The sequence below is a fragment of the Meiothermus sp. genome (genome assembly GCF_025060375.1).
GTDB lineage: Bacteria > Deinococcota > Deinococci > Deinococcales > Thermaceae > Meiothermus.
The window spans coordinates 17,581-35,768 of sequence record NZ_JANXCG010000042.1 but is presented as its reverse complement, the minus strand read 5'-3'; the positions used below and the strand labels follow the sequence as shown (position 1 = coordinate 35,768).

Below are 18,188 nucleotides of genomic sequence, written 5' to 3'. Positions count from 1 at the left end.
CTCGCATCCTGGGCTTTCCACCCGCCCGACGAAACCCCTCACCAAGTGCCTCCTGCGAAGGTCTGAGCCTGATGGGGCCCTTGGGGTCCTCAGCTCCAGTGACCTCCCTCCCTCAAAGCGAGGGCAAACCAAGGGGGAATGCTCTCCCCAAACCGCCTTTCGGCAAACTCACGCGCAAAGGCCCCATAATCCTGGCTTTGGATAGCCCCTCGAGCCGCCTCCATCAGACGGTGTAGGTAGCGCAGGTTGTGAAGCGACAGCAACCGCAAGCCTAGAATTTCCTCGGCCCTTACCAAATGGCAAAGGTAGGCCCGGCTGTGGTGCCGACAGGCGGAGCAGTCGCACTCCGGGTCGATGGGGCGGGGGTCGTCGAGGTAGCGGGAGAGCTTGAGGTTGAGCCGTCCTTCGGGCACCAAAGCATAGCCAAAGCGGCCGGTGCGGGTGGGGTAGACACAGTCGAACATATCCACCCCCAAGGCCACCCCAGCCACCAGGTCCTCGGGATGGCCCACCCCCATCAGGTAGCGGGGCTTGCGCTCGGGCAAGAGCCGAGTGGAAAGCTCCACTGCAGGGTACATATCTTCCTTGGGCTCACCCACCGCCAGCCCCCCGATAGCAAAGCCCGGGGTATCAAAAGCCACTGTGGCCTCCGTGCTGAAGCGGCGCAACCCCAGGTCAACCCCCCCTTGGGCAATGGCAAAAAGGGCCTGGTCGGGGCGGGTTTTGGCCCTGAGGGAGCGCTCGAGCCAGCGCAGGGTGCGCTCAGCGGAAGCCCGCAGATACTCGGGGCTGGAAGGGTAGGGTGGGCACTCGTCAAAGGCCATGATGATATCGGCCCCCAAAGCCTCCTGTACCTCAATGCTGTACTCCGGCGTGAGCTCAATCAGGCCGCCGTCCAGGTGGCTGCGGAAGGTCACCCCCCGTTCGCTGATTTTGCGCAGGTCACCCAGGCTCATCACCTGAAAACCGCCCGAGTCGGTGAGCCAAGGACCCTCATAGGCGGTAAATCGGTGCAGCCCCCCCAGGGCCTGCACCCGACGGGGACCGGGGCGCAACAGCAGGTGGTAGGTGTTGGCCAGAACAATCTGCGAGCCGATCTCCACGAGTTCTCCAGGGGAAATCCCCTTCACGCTGCCCTGAGTGCCCACCGGCATGAAAAGGGGGGTCCTCACCACCCCGTGGGGGGTGGTGAGCAGCCCCGTGCGGGCCCGGCCGGACCGGGCGGTAACAGCGAACTCAAACACCTGGGTATTCTCCGGGCTGCCGCATCCCTGTGCAAGCCCAGGCTGACTCAGTTGGTGGTGCACGTGTTGGGAGCCTGGCAGCTAAAGGTGCGGGCTTCCTCAAAGGTGGGGCCGTTGTAGGCCGTCTCCAAACCCTTCCCCAAAACCTTGAAGCCAGCCTCCACCTTGCTACTGCCGCTAATGCCGCTTTTGAGGGTAGCCGCGCCGCTGTTGCCTGAAAGGGTCAGGTTGATGAAGGGCTTGGCCTCGAGGCTCGGCCCGGCCATCCCGTAGAACTTGACCCCCATCGCCAACCCCACAAAGGCCTGGCCCATCCCCTGGACCGGCACCGAGTAGTTGAGGCTGGGGTTTAGGGAAAAATCAGCGGCAAAGGTGTTGTTCCAACCGCCATTGGCGGCGCGGTTGCGGTTGTAGTCAAGCTGGACATTGGTGGAAAAGGTGGGGGCGATACTCACCGAGACCGTCACCTTGCCGCCGGCCTGGCTGCTCACCCCGGCTACGAGCTTAGGCTGCAGGACCACCACCACCGGAACGCCCCCCACCAAGAAGGCCTTTTTTATGTTCCAGGAGGCCAGTTCTTTGCTGTGGCTGAAGGATCCGTAGCTGGCATCCGCCTGGATCGCGGCTGTAACCTGGGCCTTGAGGGCACCGCTCATACCAACCCTGAACACCTCTACGCTGCCACTGCTAAATCTGAGGCTGAAGCTGGGTCGGAGGGTCTGTTCGAGAAACCCGTTGAGGGTGATGGCTGCTCCGGGCACCCCCGGAATGTCAAACCTCACGTTGGTCAGGTTGATGCGCCCGGTAAAGTTCTGCACGCTCACCCCGGGCAGAGCCTGGGTCATGTTGGCCTCACCAATGGGCAGGTCACTCTCCAAGGTCACCTGCCCTGAGGCAATGGCCTCCTCCAAGGAGGCGTCCTCGGTCTTCAGGTAGAACTTGCGCACCGCCTGACCCCCCACCAGCCATGCCCCACTCGAGGTGGCCTCCGCGATCCGGCGCACCAACCCCTCACCTTCGGCGCTGATCACAATCTGTCCCGAGGAGAGTTCCTTATCGGTCTGCACGCTCATCCCGGAGGGAGTCACCGACTCCACCTCAGCCTCGTCCAGCACAACCGTTCCCGGCCGCAGGCTAAGGTTGTTCTGCGGCGCTGCAGGGCCACAAGCCATCAGCCCTATCAGAAGAAAGGCGGGAACAACAAGCTTCATCAAGGCACCGCCTCCATCCAGGTCTCGGCCACATCGCGCACCATGGCCTCGCTCAGGTAGGCCTGGGTATGGCGGTTGAACTCCTCGTAGCTCAGCCTACCCCGGAACAGCTCACGGTTGGAGGCCGGGGTACTGGTGTAGATAAGCCTAAAGCGGGAAGGCCCCAAGGGAGGCACCACCAGGTAGGTGGCCTGGCCCTGAGCGGTGCGGTCGGTAGCCAAGGGAAAAGTGTGCTTCCCCGGGGGCAGTTGCACATTGCGCTCGAGCACCACCGTGGTTCCGTCAGAGTCCATGGTAACCAAGGTGACGTAGCCCGGCTGGCTTAGGGTAAAGTTGAAAAATACCCGCTCGCGCAACCTATACTTGGCCCCCTCACCCCGGTCAGGTGCAAAACCCCCGATGACGGAGTGCAAGCCCCACTCGCGCCGCTCCTTCTCGCCGAACCCAAGCTGGGGTGCGCAGCCCACCAGAAGGAGCAAGAAAAGGCCCAGAAATCTCATCCCCAAAGTCTAGCCTAGCTCTTCACGGACAGGGGGCCTGGATTAAGGATGGCTTTAGGGGGAATACTGATCCGCATGGAGCGATATTTGTTGGTAGCGCTGGGGGGGGCCATTGGGGCGCTTCTGCGCTACGGACTGGGAGCCTGGGTGCAGGCCCTTGGCGGACCTGGGTTTCCCTGGAGCACGTTTTTAATCAACGTCAGTGGTAGCTTTCTGATTGGTATTGTGCTACGGCTCAGTCTTGAAGGCGCCCTCAGCCCCGAGTGGAGGCTGTTTCTGGCAGTAGGGGTGCTTGGGGGATACACCACCTTCTCCACCTTCAGCTGGGAAACCCTCACGCTAGCGCAACAGGGGGAATGGCTCAAAGCCTCCTTGTATGTGCTGGGCAGTGTGGTCCTGGGGCTCCTGCTGGTCCTGCTCGCCTATCACCTGGCTGGGAGGTTGCTGTGAAACTCCAAGGGGAAGCCAAGCTGGTGCGGATTTTTCTAGGGGAGTCCGACAAATGGCAGGGACAGCCCCTCTACGAGGCCATCGTCCTAGAGGCCAGGAGGGCCGGCTTGGCAGGGGCCACCGTCCTGAGGGGCTTTATGGGGTTTGGGGCCCACTCCCGCATCCGCACCGCCAAAATTCTGCAGCTCTCCGAAGACCTACCGGTTTGCGTTGAAATCGTGGACACTGAGGAGAAAATTCAGTCCTTCCTCCCCACCCTCGAGCGGATGGTACGGGAAGGCCTCGTTACCATGGAGAAGGTAGAGGTCATTCAATACCGCTCTCGCGACTAGTTGCCGTGGTAAAGGTCGTGCTCTACCAACCCGAAATCCCCCAAAACACCGGCAACATCGCCCGCACCTGCGCGGTTACCGGAGCAGAGCTGCACCTAATCCGCCCCCTTGGCTTCCGCTGGGGAAGCTCCAGGCTCAAACGGGCCGGTCTAGACTACTGGCCGGAGGTACTCGCCGTTCTGCACGACTCCTGGGAGGCTTTTCTGCACTCCTTGCCTCCAGACGCCCGGCTTTGGGCCTTCAGCAGCAAAGCCCCTCTTCCCTACACCGCCGCCCGCTACCGCCCCAACGACTACCTCCTGTTCGGCCCAGAGAGCCGAGGGCTTCCCCAAGAGGTGCTGGAGAGGTTTCCCGCAGTGAGCATCCCCATGCCGGGTAGAGGGGCCCGTTCGCTCAACCTGGCGGTGGCGGTGGGTGTAGGGGTCTACGAGGCCCTGCGACAGATCTACGGCTGGGAGGCCAAAGGTTGGGCAGGGGCCTCCAAGTAACCCCGCAGGTCCTCGAGCAGCTCTCGAGCCGCCAGGTCAACCGAGGACTCGGGGTAAGCCACCCAGTGCACCCCCAGGGAGAATCCCGCGTCCTCGATGAGCAAGGTCCGTAGTGTACCGGCTGCGACCTCCGGCTCCACAAACGAACGGCTGGCCAACCCTATGCCCAACCCAGCTGCGGCCGCGGCCTTGACCCCGTAAAGGCTGCCGCACTCCAGCACCTGTTTCGGTACAATCCCGTGCCGCTCCAAAAACTGCTCCAGGCGCAAGCGCAGGCGGGAGTTCCGCTGGGGCACCAGGAGAACCGCGCCCTCGAGCTGCCCCAGCGCAACCCCCCCTAAATCCGCCCAGGGGTGGCCTGGGGCCACCACCAGCACCACCTCATCAGAGGTAAGGCGACGGGCCAACAGGGGTTCGGGCAGGTCATCCGTACCCCCCAAGACCAGCCCCGCATCCAGGTCGCGCTGGTAGATCCTCTCCACAAGCTCCAACGTTGTGCCATTGGTCAGGTGAAGCTCGCACTGGCCCAGGTGCGCCCTAGCCCAAAGGAGAACCGTGTTTTGATAGCGAGGGATAAGGCTCCAGGCCAGGCCCACCTCCAACCTAGGAATGCGCCGGTAGCGCCGCTCCTGGATGAACCGAGTGGCATGGGCCAGACTGCGGTTGACCGCACAGGCGTAAGGCAAAAGGGCTTTACCCGCTTCGGTAAGGACGATGCCCTGGGGGGTGCGCTCGTAAAGGGACTGCCGCAGCACGTTCTCCAGCGCCTTGAGGGTCTTGCTCACCGCGGGCTGGCTGAGGTTCAAGACCTCAGCAGCCCGACTCAGGCTGCGCAGCTCGGCCACCACGCAGAAGACCACCAGGTAGCGGGGGTTAAGGCGCATACTCGAGCACCACCATCATACCCCAAACGTGAACAAGTGCATAACCTTTCGCTATTTGCTCAGAAAAAAGGTTATGCCTAACCTTGGGGTACGGGTGACAGAACAGGAGGTCAGCATGGTCCTGCGCGAAAAAGGCACACAGGAAACAAAGGCAACGCCCAAAGAGCGGGTTCACCAGCGGATTCTAATCGTAGGTGGAGGCACTGCGGGGCTCACAGTTGCGGCCCAACTTCGCCGCAGAGGGGTGGAAGGCGTAGGGGTACTCGAGCCCTCCGAACAACACTACTACCAGCCCGCCTGGACGCTGGTCGGGGGAGGGGTTTACCCCGCGGAGGCCACTGTACGGCCTACGAAGAACTACATCCCTGCAGGGGTCAGCTGGCTCCGCGACGCCGCAGCAGAGGTAGACCCCGACCGGCAGATCGTGCGTACCCAAGGCGGAAGGGAAATCCGCTACGACTTCCTGGTGGTCGCCGCCGGCATCCAGCTTGATTGGCACAAGGTTGAAGGTCTGGAGGCAACCTTGGGCCGAAATGGGGTGACCAGCAACTACCGCTACGACCTCGCCCCCAAAACCTGGACGTTCCTCCAAGGCTTGAAAGGCGGGGTGGCCCTCTTCACAGCACCCGGTACCCCCATCAAGTGCGGTGGTGCCCCTCAGAAAATCATGTACCTAGCCGCCGACTACCTGCGCCGAAAGGGCTTTGCTAAGGATACCCAGATTATCTTCGGCTCAGCCGGCACCACCATTTTCGGTGTCCCTGAGGTCAAGGCGGTGCTGGACCGGGTGGTAGCTCGCTATGGCATAAGGACCGAATTCCACCACGAGCTGGTGGCGGTAGACGGGGAGAAGAAGGAGGCCACCTTTGAGTTCACCCCCAACCACCCACAGGTAGCGGCCAACCCTCAGGCACCGAGGCCCCGCGTAACCCTGCCCTTCGACTTCTTGCACGTTGTCCCACCCCAAAGCGCTCCCGATTTCCTCAAGCAAAGCCCCTTAGCGGACCCCAGCAACCCCTTGGGCTGGGTTCAGGTGGACAAGCACACGCTCCAGCACGTGCGCTACCCCAATGTCTTCAGCCTAGGAGACGCCAGCAGCCTACCCACCTCAAAAACAGGCGCTGCTATCCGCAAGCAGGCCCCGGTGTTGGTGGAAAACCTCCTTGCAGTGATGAAGGGCAAAGAGCCCCAGAAGCGGTACGATGGCTACACCTCCTGCCCCTTGGTCACCGCCTACGGGAAGATGTTCCTGGCAGAGTTTCTCTACGACAACCGCTGGCACCCCACGCTGCCCATAAACACCCAAAAGGAGCGCTACGACATGTGGCTCCTGAAAAAGTACGGCCTACCCCTCATGTACTGGCACCTGATGCTCAGAGGGCGGGCTTAATATCCCCTGGGGGTATTTGACAAGATACCCCATAGGGATATATGGTATGGGGGAGGAGGTTCGCCGATGCTCTTCAAGCACATTTACGAGGAAGGCTTAGCCCAGGGTAGCTACTTCATCGGTTGCCAGGCGGCCGGGCTGGCTGTGGTGGTGGACCCTCGGCGGGACATCCAGGTTTACCTGGAAGAAGCCCAGAAGAACGGTATGAAGATCGTGGCCGTTACCGAGACCCACATCCACGCAGACTACCTCTCTGGGGCCCGCGAGCTAGCCAAGGCCACCGGGGCTAAGCTTTATTTGAGCGACGAAGGGGACGAAAACTGGAAGTACAGGGGTCTGGAGGGATTTGAGTACCAACTCCTCAAAGACGGGGACCAGATCAAAGTTGGCAACATCACCCTTACCGCAGTGCACACCCCCGGGCACACACCTGAGCACCTAAGCTTCCTCGTCCAGGACGGGGCTACGGCCAGCGAACCCGGGTTTTTCCTAACCGGCGACTTTGTCTTCGTAGGGGATGTGGGCCGTCCCGACCTGCTGGAGGAGGCAGCAGGCATTCAGGGCACAGCCGAACCGGGAGCCCGTCGGATGTTCCGAAGCCTCAGGGAAAAGTTCCTCTCCCTTCCTGACTACGTGCAGGTCTGGCCCGGACATGGAGCCGGCAGCGCCTGCGGCAAGGGCTTAGGAGCGGTGGCAAGCACCACTGTGGGGTATGAGCGGCGCTTCGCCTGGTGGGCCGACTACCTCCGCAGGAACGACGAGGAAGGCTTCGTCAGAGCCCTGCTCTCGGGCCAGCCGGAGGCCCCCTACTACTTCGCACAGATGAAGCGGCTCAACCGCGATGGAATGCCCATCCTAGGAAGGCTTCCTGAGCCTCCCCAGCTCACCCCAGAAGCCTTCCGCCAACAGCTGGCGGCAGGAGCCCTGCTGGTGGATACCCGCGACAAGCTAGCCTTTGCCGGAGGCCACATCAAGGGTGCCATCAACATCCCCGCAAACAAAAACTTCTCCACCTGGGCAGGTTGGCTTCTGCCCTACGAGCGCGATCTGATCCTGCTCGCCGCTCCCGAGCGGGTGCCAGAACTGGTCAAGCAGCTCATCCGCATCGGGCTGGACCGGGTGGTTGGCTTCATTCCGGGGCTAGAGAACTACGCCCAAGGCGAGCTGGAGGTCGTACCCCAGATTACCGCCGCAGAAGCCAAAGCCCGCTGGGAGAAGGGTGAACTCTTTGTGCTTGACGTGCGTGGGGCCGACGAGTACCAAGCTGGCCACATCCCGGGAGCCTTGAACATCCATGCGGGCCGGGTAATGAGGCAGCTCAGCCAGATACCCAAGGACCGTCCGGTGGTGGTGCACTGCCTGGGAGGCGACCGCTCCTCTACGGCCATAAGCGCCCTGATGGCAGCTGGTTTCACCAACCTGATAAACCTGACCGGGGGCATCCGGGCTTGGCAGCAGGAGGGATTTCCTGTGGAAAAGGGCCCAGGCCGCGTACCGGCAGCGGTCTAGGCTGTCGCGCCGCGACGAAGCTACCGGCTGTCCCAATCCCTGACCGGACCAGGTAAGCTAAGTGCTAGATGCAGGCAGTCCAAGCAACCAGAGGAGGTGTGCGTGAACCTTGACGTTCGCACTGCCTATCAAACCCTAGAGCGCTACCAGGTGGTGGATGTCCGTGAACCCCACGAGTGGGCCGAAGGCCTCCTACCTGGGGCCCTTCGGCTGCCCCTATCCAAGCTGGAGCAGCTGGCTCCCCTTTACCTCGAGCGCGAGGCGCCCACCCTGCTCTACTGCCGCAGCGGCAACCGCTCACAAGAAGCGCTAAAGACCCTACAGCGGTTGGGCTACAGGAGGGTCTGGCAGCTCGAGGGAGGGATAAAAGCCTGGCGCGAGGCCGGGATTCCCTGTGCAAGCCCAATTTAGGGAGGAATCGTATGCTCACCGTTCCATACAAGGACATCAGCCCCACCGAAGCCCGTAAGCTGCAGGAGCAGAACACCCTTTTCGTAGACGTGCGCGAGCCCGAGGAGTTTGCCCAGGCACGAATCGAGGGCGCCCGCCTCATACCCCTTTCGGAATTCGCCGCGCGGCACCAGGAGATTCCCAAGGATGAGCCCGTGGTGCTCTACTGCCGAAGCGGGGCCCGCAGCGCCCAGGCCGCGGCCTGGCTCTCCGCAAAAGGCTACCCGAATATCCTAAACCTGGATGGGGGCATCCTGGCCTGGTACCAGGCCGGGCTGCCGCTGGACACCGAGCCCCAGGAGGCCGTTCGCTCCAGCACCGCCTTCACCGAGCTTACCCCTCAGGAAGCTCAGGCCTGGATCCAGGAAGGGGCCTACGTGGTGGATGTGCGGGAGCCATACGAGTACGCCATGGGGCACGTCCCCGGAGCGGTGAACATCCCCCTAGGCCGCCTTGCCGCCGAGGTGGGCAGACTACCCAAAGACCGCAAGTTGCTGCTGGTCTGCGCTTCGGGCAACCGCTCTTCCCAGGCGGCGGAGTACCTGGTGGGGCAGGGTTTCGAGGGAAGTCTGGTGGGGAACCTTGAAGGCGGTACCTACGGCTGGATGGCCGCGGGGCTCGAGGTGGAGCGTTGATTGGCTGGTTCAAAAACCTGCTTGGGGCTAGCCGGGTGGCCCGCCTAAGTCCAGAGGAGGCTCACCAGAAGGCCAAGGCGGGGGCCATCATCCTAGACGTGCGCACCCCCCTGGAACGCAAGGAGGAAAAGATTCCGGGCTCCTTGAGCCTTCCGCTGGACCGGCTACCCACCGAGTGGGCGCAGCTCCCCAAGGATAAGGAAATCATCTGCCAGTGCCGCAGCGGGGCCCGCAGCGCCCAGGCCGCCCGCTTTTTGGCCGAGAAGGGCTACCGCGTGTACAACCTGGCAGGCGGCCTGGAAGCTTGGAAACGGGCAAAGCTACCGGTGAAATGATGCAGGACATCTTCCCTACCGAGCTCTCCCTCTGGCAGAAGCGGGGCGCCTTGCTCCTGGATGTGCGCTCACCCGAAGAGTACGCCCTGGGGCATATCCCAGGCTCGCGCAACCTGCCCCTGGAGCGCCTTCTCGAGCACCTAGGTGAGCTAAAAAGCCCCATCGTGACCATCTGCGCCACAGGAAGCCGGGCAAGCCTGGCTGCCGAGGTGCTGGCCTACGAAGGGTTTGAGGTAGGCCGGCTGATGGGGGGCGTCCAGGGCTACACCGCTCAGGGGTACCCCCTCGAGCGAACCTGTGGCAAGGAGGCCCAGTGTTCCTAGCCCTCACCGGCGCAGTTCTGATCGGGCTGGCCCTGGGCATGCTGGGCTCAGGGGGTTCCATCCTCACCGTGCCCATCCTGGTCTACTTGGTGGGCGAACCCGACAAGCTGGCCATCGCCGAGTCGCTGGCCATCGTGGGCCTAATTGCGCTGGCAGGCGCGATTCCCTACGCCCGCAAAGGACTGGTCGACTGGCGGAATGTGGTCTGGTTTGGCCTTCCGGGAATGGCGGGAACCTACCTGGGGGCCTACCTGTCCAAGTGGGTGCCGGGGGTCTGGCAACTTGGGCTCTTCGCCCTGGTGATGCTGCTGGCAGCCTACATGATGTTCCGCCCGCCCCGGCTCGAGGCCAACCCCCAGAAGCGCGCTCCTCTCAAGATACTGTTGGACGGGCTAGTGGTAGGGGCCCTTACCGGCCTGGTGGGGGTGGGCGGCGGGTTTCTGATAGTCCCGGCCCTGGTCCTGCTGGGTGGGCTGCCCATGCACCTGGCGGTGGGCACCAGCCTCCTTATCGTAGCGATGAAGTCGGCCAGCGGCTTCTACAAGTACCTGCACCTGCTCCCCGAGCAGGGGTACACCATCCACTGGGACATCGTCCTGCTCTTCTCGGCGTTGGGAATACTGGGCAGCCTTTTTGGTGGCCGCCTAGCCGCTTCCATTCCCCAGCTCACCCTGCGGCGGGGGTTCGCAGGATTCCTGGTGGCGATGGGCGTCTTCATACTATGGCAAAACCTGCCCAAAGCCCTGCACGGCTGATTCAGGTAGGAAGGCGATAAACCCGGGCCGCGTTCTCCCCCATAACCGCCGGATTGGGTTCGGAAAGGGCCAGCTCCAGCGCCTCCTTTACCTGCCGGTAGTCCGCTGCCAGGGTGCAGACCGGCCAGTCGCTGCCGAACATGCAGCGCTCCGAACCGAACAGTTCCAGCGCCTTGTGGATGTAGGGGGCCAGGTCCTCGGGCCTCCAGCGCCCCCAGTCAGCCTCGGTAACCAAACCGGAGAGCTTAGCCCAGAGGTTGGGTTGATCGGCCAGGGGCTCCAGCCGATCAATCCAGCCGTCCCACTGCTTTTGGGCGATGTTGGGCTTAGCCAGGTGGTCCAGCACGAATCTAAGGTCGGGAAAGCGCCGCACCGCTGCCAAAGCGGCGGGTAGCTCCCGGGTTCGCACCAAAAGGTCATAGACCAGCCCCCGCTCCGCCACCACCGCCAGGCCGCGCTGGACTTCGGGGAGGAGCAGCCAGTTTGGGTCGGGCTCATCGTGGACCTGGTGACGGAGGCCCACCAGGTAACGGCCCTCCGGCAGGGCCATAAGCTCATCCAGCACCCGTTCCAACCCCGGGTCGCGCAGGTCCACCCAGCCCACCACCCCTGCCACAAACCCCACCTCGGCAGCAATGCGCAGCAGCTCACGGGTCTCCTCCAGGCTGCTGCGAGCCTGAACCAGGATGGTGCGCTCCACCCCGCAGGCCTCGAGCCAGGGCCGCAGGTCGTCTGGGGTAAAGTCGCGGCGCAGAGGGGCCAGCGCGGGGTCGGCCATCCAGGGGTAGTGGACGCGGCTGGGAAAGAGAAAGTGCTGATGGGCGTCTACAACCATACTCCTCCTCACAGCTCAGCAGCCGAGCGCAGGGTGGCAACGACCCCTGCGGCCTCGAGGGCCTCAAGCTCCCCTCTGCTCATCCCAAGCACCCCGCAGAGCACCTCCTCGGTGTGCTCCCCGAGCATAGGGGGATGCGCGCGCACCCGGGCTGGGGTGCGCGAAAAGTGGGCCAGGGGCGAACCCAGCAAGGAGAGGGAACCCAGCCGGGGATGGCGCACCCGCTGCACCATCCCGCGAACGGCCACCTGGGGTTCAGCCAGGGCTTCGGCCAGGTTGTTAACCGGGGTGGCCGGGACTCCGGCCTCCTTGAAGCGCTCGAGCCACACCCGCCTGGGGCGGGTGCGGAAGAGGGCCTCTAGCCTAGGCAACAGCTCCGCCCGGTGCTGCACCCGACCCGCATTGGTCTGGAAGCGAGGGTCCTCCCAAAGCTCCTCCTGCCCCACCGCCTGGCAGGCTCGCCGGTACTGCTCGTCGTTGCCAATGGTCAGCATGAACCAGCCGTCCGCAGCCTCAAAGGCCCCATAGGGCACAATCTGCGGGTGGGCGTTGCCCAGGCGCGGCGGCAGCTCACCCGTCGCGAGGTAGCTCTGCGCCAGGTTAACCATAGCCGCAAGGCCCACGTCAAACAGGGCCAGATCAATGTGCTGGCCCCGCCCGCTCCGTGCACGCTCCTGCAGCGCTGCCAAAACCGCGATGGCCCCCTGCATCCCGGTCATCAGGTCCACCCAGGCCACCGGTACCCGCATGGGGGGCCCCTCCGGGTCCCCCGTTACCGACATGATGCCGCAAAGGCCCTGCACCGCCACATCGTAGCCGGGCTCGGCCGCCCGAGGGCCGGTATGCCCGTAGCCGGTAATGGAGAGGTAGACCAGCCCCGGGTTGAGCTGGGCCAAGCGGGGGTAGTCCAGGCCGTAGCGGGCCAGGTCACCGGTCTTGAAGTTCTCCACCAGCACATCGGCCCTCCGGGCCAGCTCCCGCACGATTTCCTGACCCCTTGGGTCCTTGAGGTTCACCACCAGGCTCTTCTTGCCGCGGTTGCAGGAGAGGTAATAGGCACTCTCGCCCTGGGCAGCTACCCCTCCCTCCCCCAAAAAGGGCGGCCCCCAGGCCCGGGTATCGTCCCCCCTGGGCGGCTCTACCTTCCAGACCTCGGCACCCAGGTCGGCCAGCGTCTGGGTACAGAAAGGCCCGGCCAGCACACGGGAAAGGTCGAGAACCCTCAGCCCTTTCAACGCGCCCATCCACCCGATACTACCTTAGAATCAGGCCCATGAAGGTGCTCATTACGGGTGGGGCTGGCTACATCGGCAGCACCATTGCCAACGCCTTGCTTGACCACGGCCACACCCCCATCCTGCTGGACTCTTTGGTCAGCGGGCCTCGAGCCTTTACCCAAGGAAAGGTCTTCTACGAGGGGGATATCGCCGACCGAAGCTTGCTGGAGCGCATCTTCCACGAGCATCCCGACATCCACAGCACCATCCACTGCGCGGCCCTGGTGGTGGTGCCCGAGTCGGTGGAGAAGCCCTACCTCTACTACCGAGAAAACGTCTGCAAAAGCCTCGAGCTGTTCAAAAGCCTGGAGGAGCTGGGCTATCCCCGGGTGGTCTTCAGCTCTTCGGCCTCCATCTACGCAGCGGTCCCGGGCTTCAGGGTTACCGAGGACTCCCCCCTGGCGCCCAGCTCCCCTTATGCCCGCACCAAGCACATGATGGAGCAAGTCCTGGAAGACCTGAGCCGAGCCACGAAGCTCCGCGCCATTGCCCTGCGCTACTTCAACCCCATCGGGGCCGACCCTATGCTGCGCACTGGCATCCACGTGCGCGAACCCAGCCATGTCCTTGGGAGAATGGTGGACGTGGCGCTGGGAAAGCAAAGGGAGTTCGTCATCACGGGTGTGAACTGGCCTACCCGCGACGGCTCAGGCCTTCGCGACTACATCCACGTCTGGGACCTGGCGCTGGCCCATCTGCGGGCAGTAGAGCGTTTTGACGAGGTGCTGGCAAGGGTCGGCCGGCCCTACGTGCCCATCAACCTGGGCACGGGCCGTGGGGTTACGGTCAAGGAACTGCTCGCAGCCTTCGAGCGGGTTTACGGGCGGCCCATCCCCAAACGCGAGGCCCCACCCCGCCCAGGGGACGTGGCGGGGGCCTACGCCAGCGCCGAACGCGCCTGGGAGCTGCTGGGCTGGCGGGCCGAGCGCCCCATCGAGGAGGGCATCGCCAGCGCCCTCGCCTGGGGCCAGAAGCGTAGGGAGGTTCTGGGCTACCCCTAGGCGAGGTGCTCGCGGAACCACTCGAGGTAGGCCTCTATCCGGGCCACCCGGCGGTCAGGACGCCCCGAGCGGCTGAGTTCGTGCCCTTCCTCTGGAACTCGGAAGAACCGGGTGCGCACCCCTCTGTGCAGGAGCAGGGTGTACCAGGTTTCCCCCTGATCTATAGGGCAGCGGTGGTCCTGTTCGGAGTGGACCACCAGGGTTGGCGTCCTCACCTGGTGCACCAGGGAAAGTGGGCTTTTCTGCCACAACACCTGGGGGTTCTCCCAGGGGCTGGCCCCCAGCTCCAGATGGGTGAAGCGCGGCCCGATGTCCGAGGCCCCATAAAAGCTCAGCCAGTTGCAGATGCCGCGGTCGGTCACCGCAGCCCTAAACCGCTCAGGGTGGCGCGCGGTAAGCCAGTTGGTCATATACCCCCCGTACGACCCCCCTGCCACCGCCACCCGGCTGGCGTCCAGGGGAAATTGGGCCAGCACGTGGTCCAAAAAACCCATCAGGTCGGCCTCGTCCACCTCGCCCCAGCGCCCCTCCAGGGCCGCGTAGGCCTGGCCATACCCGGTGGAACCCCGGGGATTGCAGTAGGCCACCGCAAAGCCGTGGGCCCGGAAAAACTGAAGCTGCAGCATCAGGGCGTTGCCAAAGGCAGTGTGGGGACCGCCGTGGATGTAGAGGACCAGCGGATGGGGGCCCGGCTCCTCAGGGAGCAGCACAAAGCCCTCCACCGTATGCCCCTCTGGGGCAGGGTAGGTCACCCGGACCGGAGGGGGCAGCTCGGGCAGTACCCCGGCGTTGGGGTCGTAGACCATCTCCCCTTGGCGGAAGAGCCGGGCCCCATGGGTGAAGTCCTCGGCCAAGGTGTAAAGCGCACCGCCACAAAACGCGTACCCCAAAACACTCTGCTCGGGCGGGGTTACGTACTCCTGCTTCCCGTCCAGCCCTACCGCCAGGAGCCGGGCCGTGGCCTGTTGGGTTACCACCACGTACACCCGGCCGTCCGGCCCCAGCCTGGGGGTTTGCACCCCTGTCCCCATCCGCACATCGGCGTTGAGGGTGTTGAGGAACGATCCCTCGGCCAGAAGGCGCACCTCGCCCTCCGGCGTGCGGTAGTAAAGTTTGTGCTCGGTACCCCCTCGGTGTTCCCAGGCGTGGGCCAGGTAGAGCAGACCCCCTTCCGGGGTGGGCTCCAAGCCCAGAATGGGTCCTACCCCCCCAAAAACCTCCCTCACCTCCCCCGAAAGCCCTGCGGTGTAAAGCCGCTGCTTCCAGGTCCACCGCTCCTCCGCCGAGGCGTAGGAGGTGAAGTAGAGCCCATTGCCGTCCAGGTTCCAGACCACCTCCTCGATGTCCTGAGGAAGCTCCACCAAGGGCCGCACCTCTCCCTCTTCCCACAGCCAAAGCGCCCTCGGCACGCTGGGCAAAAGCCCCCGAGCGTCAAACTTCACCGGCCAGGTCTCGTAGACTCGAGGCTCGTCGGGCCTGGGGGGCTCAAAGCTACCCCGGGTAAGAAGGGCAATCCTCCGGCCATCGGGGCTCACCCGGTAGCCCTCTACCCCCCCCTTGAGCGCGGTGATCTGCTCTGGCTCACCGCCAAAGAGGGGCAGGCGGAAAAGCTGCTGGAGCCGGTCCACCTTGCGGGTGAAATAGATGTATTCCCCCTTCCAGAAAGGGCTTTTGGCCTCGCCCTGGGTGAGAAAGCGCACCCCTTCTGCCCAGACGGCCAGCCGGGCCCGGTAGCGGGGCGGCTCCTTTTCAGGGCGCTCAATGTCGGTGTAGACAAAAAGGGGCTGCCCAGCAGGGCCTTCGGTCAACTCGGATAGAAAGCGAAGCTGGTAGAGCAGAGCAGTCTTCACCCCTTCACTTTACCTGACCGGCGGGTCAGCCGAACACATACCGGCTACTTGGGATACCATGGCAGGTATGGACGGGCTCTGGGTGTTAGGAGCCTACCTGTTGGGCGCGCTTTCCTTCGGGCAGGTAGTGGGACGGCTCAGGGGGGTCGACCTGGCCGAGCGCGACACGCCCGGGGCCAGCGGAGCCTTCCGCCAGCTTGGGGCAGGCTGGGGGCTAGCGGTGGCCCTAGGGGATATCCTGAAAGGTGCCCTGGCGGCCTACATGAGCACCTTCACCCAGGCCTCCTGGGGGCTACCCCTGGTGGGGGCAGCGGTGGTGGCAGGCCACAACTGGCCGGTCTTCTTCGGCTTTCGCGGCGGAGGTGGCATTGCCCCCACGCTGGGCTTCTTCGTCTTTTTGTACCCCGCCCTGGTCCTGCCGGCGGTGGGCCTGGGGCTGGGGGTGGCAGGCCTGTACTGGCTCCTGTACTGGCGGAACCACCCCCAGAGCTGGTACCCCATCCCGGTGGGGGCAATGGCGGGCTACCTGTACGCCCTGTGGGCTCTTTGGCCCACTGGAGCGGGCTTCTGGGCCCTTCTGCTGGTCACCTTGCTGGTGGCCGTCCGGGGGCTGCGCATTGCTCGAAAGCTCTGAAGTTCCTTGGGTTAGACTGGCCCTCATGCGAATAGTCCTGGCAGAGAACCTCGAGCTCACCCTGGGCGGGCGCGAGCTCCTGCGCGGGGTCAGGCTGGAGCTCCGCCGTCAGGACCGGCTGGCCTTGGTGGGCGCCAATGGTTCGGGCAAGACCAGCCTACTGCGGCTCCTGGCCGGGGAGCTGGAACCCACCGGAGGCCGCATCCACCGCACGGAGGGGGTGCACCTCGAACTACTACCCCAAGACCCTCAGTACGGCCCCGACGATACCGTAAAGCGCGTGCTCGAGCGTGGCTTTGCCCGAATCCAGGCCATGGAAGCCGAGCTGGCCCGGCTGGAGGCCCACCTAGCCGACCCCGTGGCCTACCAGCGCTGGGAGGCGCTGCAGGAGCGCTACCAGGCTGTTGGCGGCTATCAGCAGCGCGCCCGCTACGAGGCGGTGCTCAAGGGGCTTCGCTTTGAGGGGCGGGAAGGGGAAAAGGCCAGCCTGCTCTCCGGAGGGGAGGCCCGGCGGCTGGCCCTGGGGGCGCTGCTCCTCTCGGGGGCCGACGCCTTGCTGATGGACGAGCCCACCAACCACCTGGACCTCGAGATGGTGGAGTGGCTGGTGGATTTTTTGCAGTCCTACGGGGGAGCGGTGGTGGTGGTCTCACACGACCGGCGCTTTCTCGACCGGGTAACCGAGCGTGTGGCCTGGCTGCGCAGAGGGCGGCTTAGGCTCTACGAGGGCAACTACACGGCCTTCCGCAAGCAACGGGCCTTGCAGGAGGCGCAGGAGGCGCGTGAGCACGGAAGCTGGCTGAAGGAGAAGGAGCGGCTGGAGGGCATCCTAGAGCAGGCCCAGCGCTGGGCCCACAGCAGCGCCAAGCACGCCAGGCGGCTCCACAGCCTGGAAGCCCGTATGGATCGGCTCATGCAGGAAGCGGTGGAGGCTCCCGAGCTGGACGAAGCCGTACAGATGCGCTTTCCACTGGAGAAACCAGCTACAGCCGAGCGGGTACTGGAGGGCTGGGAGCTACAGAAGAATCTCGGTGGGCGCAGACTCTTTCACATCCCCCACCTTCTGGTACGGCGAGGCGAGCGCATCGCCCTGATTGGCCCCAACGGGGCCGGCAAGACCACCCTGCTCCGGGTGCTCCTGGGCCTCCTGCCCTCCGACCACCCGGCGGGGCGGGTCAGGGTGGGCCCAGGGGTGCGGATAGGCTACTACGACCAGAAGCTATCGGGCTTCAACCCCGAACTCACCCTGTACGAGACCCTCTACCGAATGCTGGGCGAGGGGGCCCACGCCGCGCTGGGGGCCTGGATGTTTCCCTACGAGGCGCAGTTCAAGCAGGTCCGGCAACTCTCAGGGGGCGAGCGAGCCCGGCTGGCCCTGCTTTCGCTCTCCTTGCAGCAGGCCAGTCTCCTGGTGCTGGACGAACCCACCAACCACCTGGACCTGGAAACGGTGGAAGCCCTCGAGGGGGCCCTTCTGGGCTACCCCGGTACCCTGCTGCTGGTCTCGCACGACCTTGCTTTCCTCGATGGGTTGGCCACCCGCACCTGGCATCTCTCCGGAGGGCAGTTCGCCGACTACCCAGGCCCGCCTGGCGAGTACCTGGGGCGCCGCAAGGCCGAGGTGGGGCCTAGACAGCCAGAGTACCCACGGAGCAGGGCCGAAACCCAGAACCCGAAGCCCCCCAGGGCCAAGGGGCGCTGGCACTTGGAGCGCGAGAAAGAGCAGCTGGAGGCCGAGATTGCTCGGCTCGAGGCCCAAGTCCAGGCGGTCCTGGCAAAGGCCAATCAGCCGGGCCTGCACCACAGCGAGTACGCCCAGATCGCCCAGGAGCAAATCCGGCTCGAAGCAGCGCTCGAGCAAGCCTACAACCGGTGGACCGAGGTGGCTGAGAGGCTCGAGGGCCTGGCCTAAACACGTGGTGAAAACCCTCCCAAAAACAGGCAGGGGAAGACGCGGCGGGACCGGCGCCACGGTGCGCCCTGATTGTCCTAGCACAATCCCCCAAATTGTACCTTCCGCCCGCCTTAACTCCGCGCATATAATGCCCTCCATCCAAAGGAGGGCGTTGTGGGCGTGCGGGTCAG

At 64.3% G+C, this 18,188-nt stretch carries 20 protein-coding genes; 13 read left to right on the top strand and 7 right to left on the bottom strand.

The features are described 5' to 3' along the window. Positions 1-89: 89 nt before the first annotated feature. From tgt to NZ849_RS05535, 3 genes are read right to left on the bottom strand one after another with little or no spacing between them, the layout of a single operon-like run. Positions 90-1,244 carry a tRNA guanosine(34) transglycosylase Tgt gene (gene tgt, locus NZ849_RS05545; protein ID WP_295405162.1) on the bottom strand — a complete coding sequence of 385 codons (1,155 nt, stop codon included), beginning with the start codon at positions 1,242-1,244 and terminating at the stop codon, positions 90-92. A 47-nt stretch (positions 1,245-1,291) separates the two neighbouring features. Further along, the gene (locus tag NZ849_RS05540; protein ID WP_295405160.1) at positions 1,292-2,455 is read right to left on the bottom strand and encodes a hypothetical protein; all 1,164 of its coding nucleotides are present in this window, start codon (positions 2,453-2,455) and stop codon (positions 1,292-1,294) included. Next, on the bottom strand, positions 2,455-2,955 hold the full coding sequence (locus tag NZ849_RS05535; RefSeq protein WP_295405157.1) for a DUF4384 domain-containing protein: 501 nt from the start codon (positions 2,953-2,955) through the stop codon (positions 2,455-2,457). Before NZ849_RS05535 ends, NZ849_RS05540 begins: the two co-directional genes overlap by 1 nt. A gap of 75 nt (positions 2,956-3,030) precedes the next feature. On the opposite strand from NZ849_RS05535, the gene crcB reads away from it, so the two are divergent. From crcB to NZ849_RS05520, 3 genes are read left to right on the top strand one after another with little or no spacing between them, the layout of a single operon-like run. Further along, positions 3,031-3,405: a fluoride efflux transporter CrcB gene (gene crcB, locus NZ849_RS05530; RefSeq protein ID WP_295405155.1), complete on the top strand. Its 375-nt coding sequence runs from the start codon at positions 3,031-3,033 to the stop codon at positions 3,403-3,405. Next, entirely contained in the window at positions 3,402-3,737 is a 336-nt protein-coding gene (locus NZ849_RS05525; protein ID WP_295405152.1) for a DUF190 domain-containing protein, read from the top strand. Before crcB ends, NZ849_RS05525 begins: the two co-directional genes overlap by 4 nt. A 5-nt stretch (positions 3,738-3,742) precedes the next feature. Beyond that, positions 3,743-4,225 carry a tRNA (cytidine(34)-2'-O)-methyltransferase gene (locus tag NZ849_RS05520; protein WP_295405150.1) on the top strand — a complete coding sequence of 161 codons (483 nt, stop codon included), beginning with the start codon at positions 3,743-3,745 and terminating at the stop codon, positions 4,223-4,225. Here the strand turns inward: NZ849_RS05520 and NZ849_RS05515 are convergent. Next, positions 4,183-5,109, bottom strand: coding sequence for a LysR family transcriptional regulator (locus NZ849_RS05515; RefSeq protein ID WP_295405147.1), 927 nt, complete (start codon positions 5,107-5,109; stop codon positions 4,183-4,185). The two genes, NZ849_RS05520 and NZ849_RS05515, sit on opposite strands and share 43 nt — an antisense overlap. Positions 5,110-5,182: 73 nt before the next feature. Here NZ849_RS05515 and NZ849_RS05510 point away from each other — a divergent pair, with 73 nt between their 5' ends. The 7 genes from NZ849_RS05510 (at position 5,183) to NZ849_RS05480 (ending at position 10,506) form a co-directional block, all read left to right on the top strand. Further along, positions 5,183-6,499, top strand: a complete 1,317-nt coding sequence (locus NZ849_RS05510; protein WP_295405144.1) for an FAD/NAD(P)-binding oxidoreductase — start codon at positions 5,183-5,185, stop codon at positions 6,497-6,499. A gap of 66 nt (positions 6,500-6,565) precedes the next feature. Next, the gene (locus tag NZ849_RS05505; protein ID WP_295405141.1) at positions 6,566-8,008 is read left to right on the top strand and encodes an MBL fold metallo-hydrolase; all 1,443 of its coding nucleotides are present in this window, start codon (positions 6,566-6,568) and stop codon (positions 8,006-8,008) included. Between the two features lie 102 nt (positions 8,009-8,110). Then, positions 8,111-8,419, top strand: coding sequence for a rhodanese-like domain-containing protein (locus NZ849_RS05500; RefSeq protein ID WP_295405138.1), 309 nt, complete (start codon positions 8,111-8,113; stop codon positions 8,417-8,419). 11 nt (positions 8,420-8,430) lie between these two features. After that, positions 8,431-9,093, top strand: coding sequence for a rhodanese-like domain-containing protein (locus NZ849_RS05495; protein WP_295405135.1), 663 nt, complete (start codon positions 8,431-8,433; stop codon positions 9,091-9,093). Further along, positions 9,090-9,428: a rhodanese-like domain-containing protein gene (locus NZ849_RS05490; protein ID WP_295405133.1), complete on the top strand. Its 339-nt coding sequence runs from the start codon at positions 9,090-9,092 to the stop codon at positions 9,426-9,428. Before NZ849_RS05495 ends, NZ849_RS05490 begins: the two co-directional genes overlap by 4 nt. Next, positions 9,425-9,751 carry a rhodanese-like domain-containing protein gene (locus NZ849_RS05485; RefSeq protein WP_295405130.1) on the top strand — a complete coding sequence of 109 codons (327 nt, stop codon included), beginning with the start codon at positions 9,425-9,427 and terminating at the stop codon, positions 9,749-9,751. Before NZ849_RS05490 ends, NZ849_RS05485 begins: the two co-directional genes overlap by 4 nt. After that, entirely contained in the window at positions 9,742-10,506 is a 765-nt protein-coding gene (locus NZ849_RS05480) for a sulfite exporter TauE/SafE family protein (protein ID WP_295405127.1), read from the top strand. The genes NZ849_RS05485 and NZ849_RS05480 overlap by 10 nt, the downstream gene beginning before the upstream one ends. Position 10,507: 1 nt before the next feature. Here the strand turns inward: NZ849_RS05480 and NZ849_RS05475 are convergent, their stop codons facing one another. Both NZ849_RS05475 and NZ849_RS05470 read right to left on the bottom strand, forming a co-directional pair. Continuing rightward, the gene (locus tag NZ849_RS05475) at positions 10,508-11,341 is read right to left on the bottom strand and encodes an amidohydrolase (RefSeq protein ID WP_295405124.1); all 834 of its coding nucleotides are present in this window, start codon (positions 11,339-11,341) and stop codon (positions 10,508-10,510) included. An 8-nt stretch (positions 11,342-11,349) separates the two neighbouring features. Continuing rightward, positions 11,350-12,585 carry a CoA transferase gene (locus tag NZ849_RS05470; protein ID WP_295405121.1) on the bottom strand — a complete coding sequence of 412 codons (1,236 nt, stop codon included), beginning with the start codon at positions 12,583-12,585 and terminating at the stop codon, positions 11,350-11,352. Positions 12,586-12,614: 29 nt separating this feature from the next. Here NZ849_RS05470 and galE point away from each other — a divergent pair, with 29 nt between their 5' ends. Further along, complete coding sequence (gene galE, locus NZ849_RS05465; protein WP_295405118.1) at positions 12,615-13,619, top strand: UDP-glucose 4-epimerase GalE; 1,005 nt, start codon at positions 12,615-12,617, stop codon at positions 13,617-13,619. Here the strand turns inward: galE and NZ849_RS05460 are convergent. Next, positions 13,616-15,469: a S9 family peptidase gene (locus NZ849_RS05460; RefSeq protein WP_295405116.1), complete on the bottom strand. Its 1,854-nt coding sequence runs from the start codon at positions 15,467-15,469 to the stop codon at positions 13,616-13,618. The genes galE and NZ849_RS05460 overlap by 4 nt on opposite strands. Before the next feature lie 67 nt (positions 15,470-15,536). Here NZ849_RS05460 and NZ849_RS05455 point away from each other — a divergent pair, with 67 nt between their 5' ends. Next, complete coding sequence (locus NZ849_RS05455) at positions 15,537-16,103, top strand: glycerol-3-phosphate acyltransferase (RefSeq protein ID WP_295405115.1); 567 nt, start codon at positions 15,537-15,539, stop codon at positions 16,101-16,103. Between the two features lie 25 nt (positions 16,104-16,128). Then, on the top strand, positions 16,129-18,015 hold the full coding sequence (abc-f, locus tag NZ849_RS05450) for a ribosomal protection-like ABC-F family protein (RefSeq protein ID WP_295405112.1): 1,887 nt from the start codon (positions 16,129-16,131) through the stop codon (positions 18,013-18,015). Positions 18,016-18,188 lie beyond the last annotated feature (173 nt).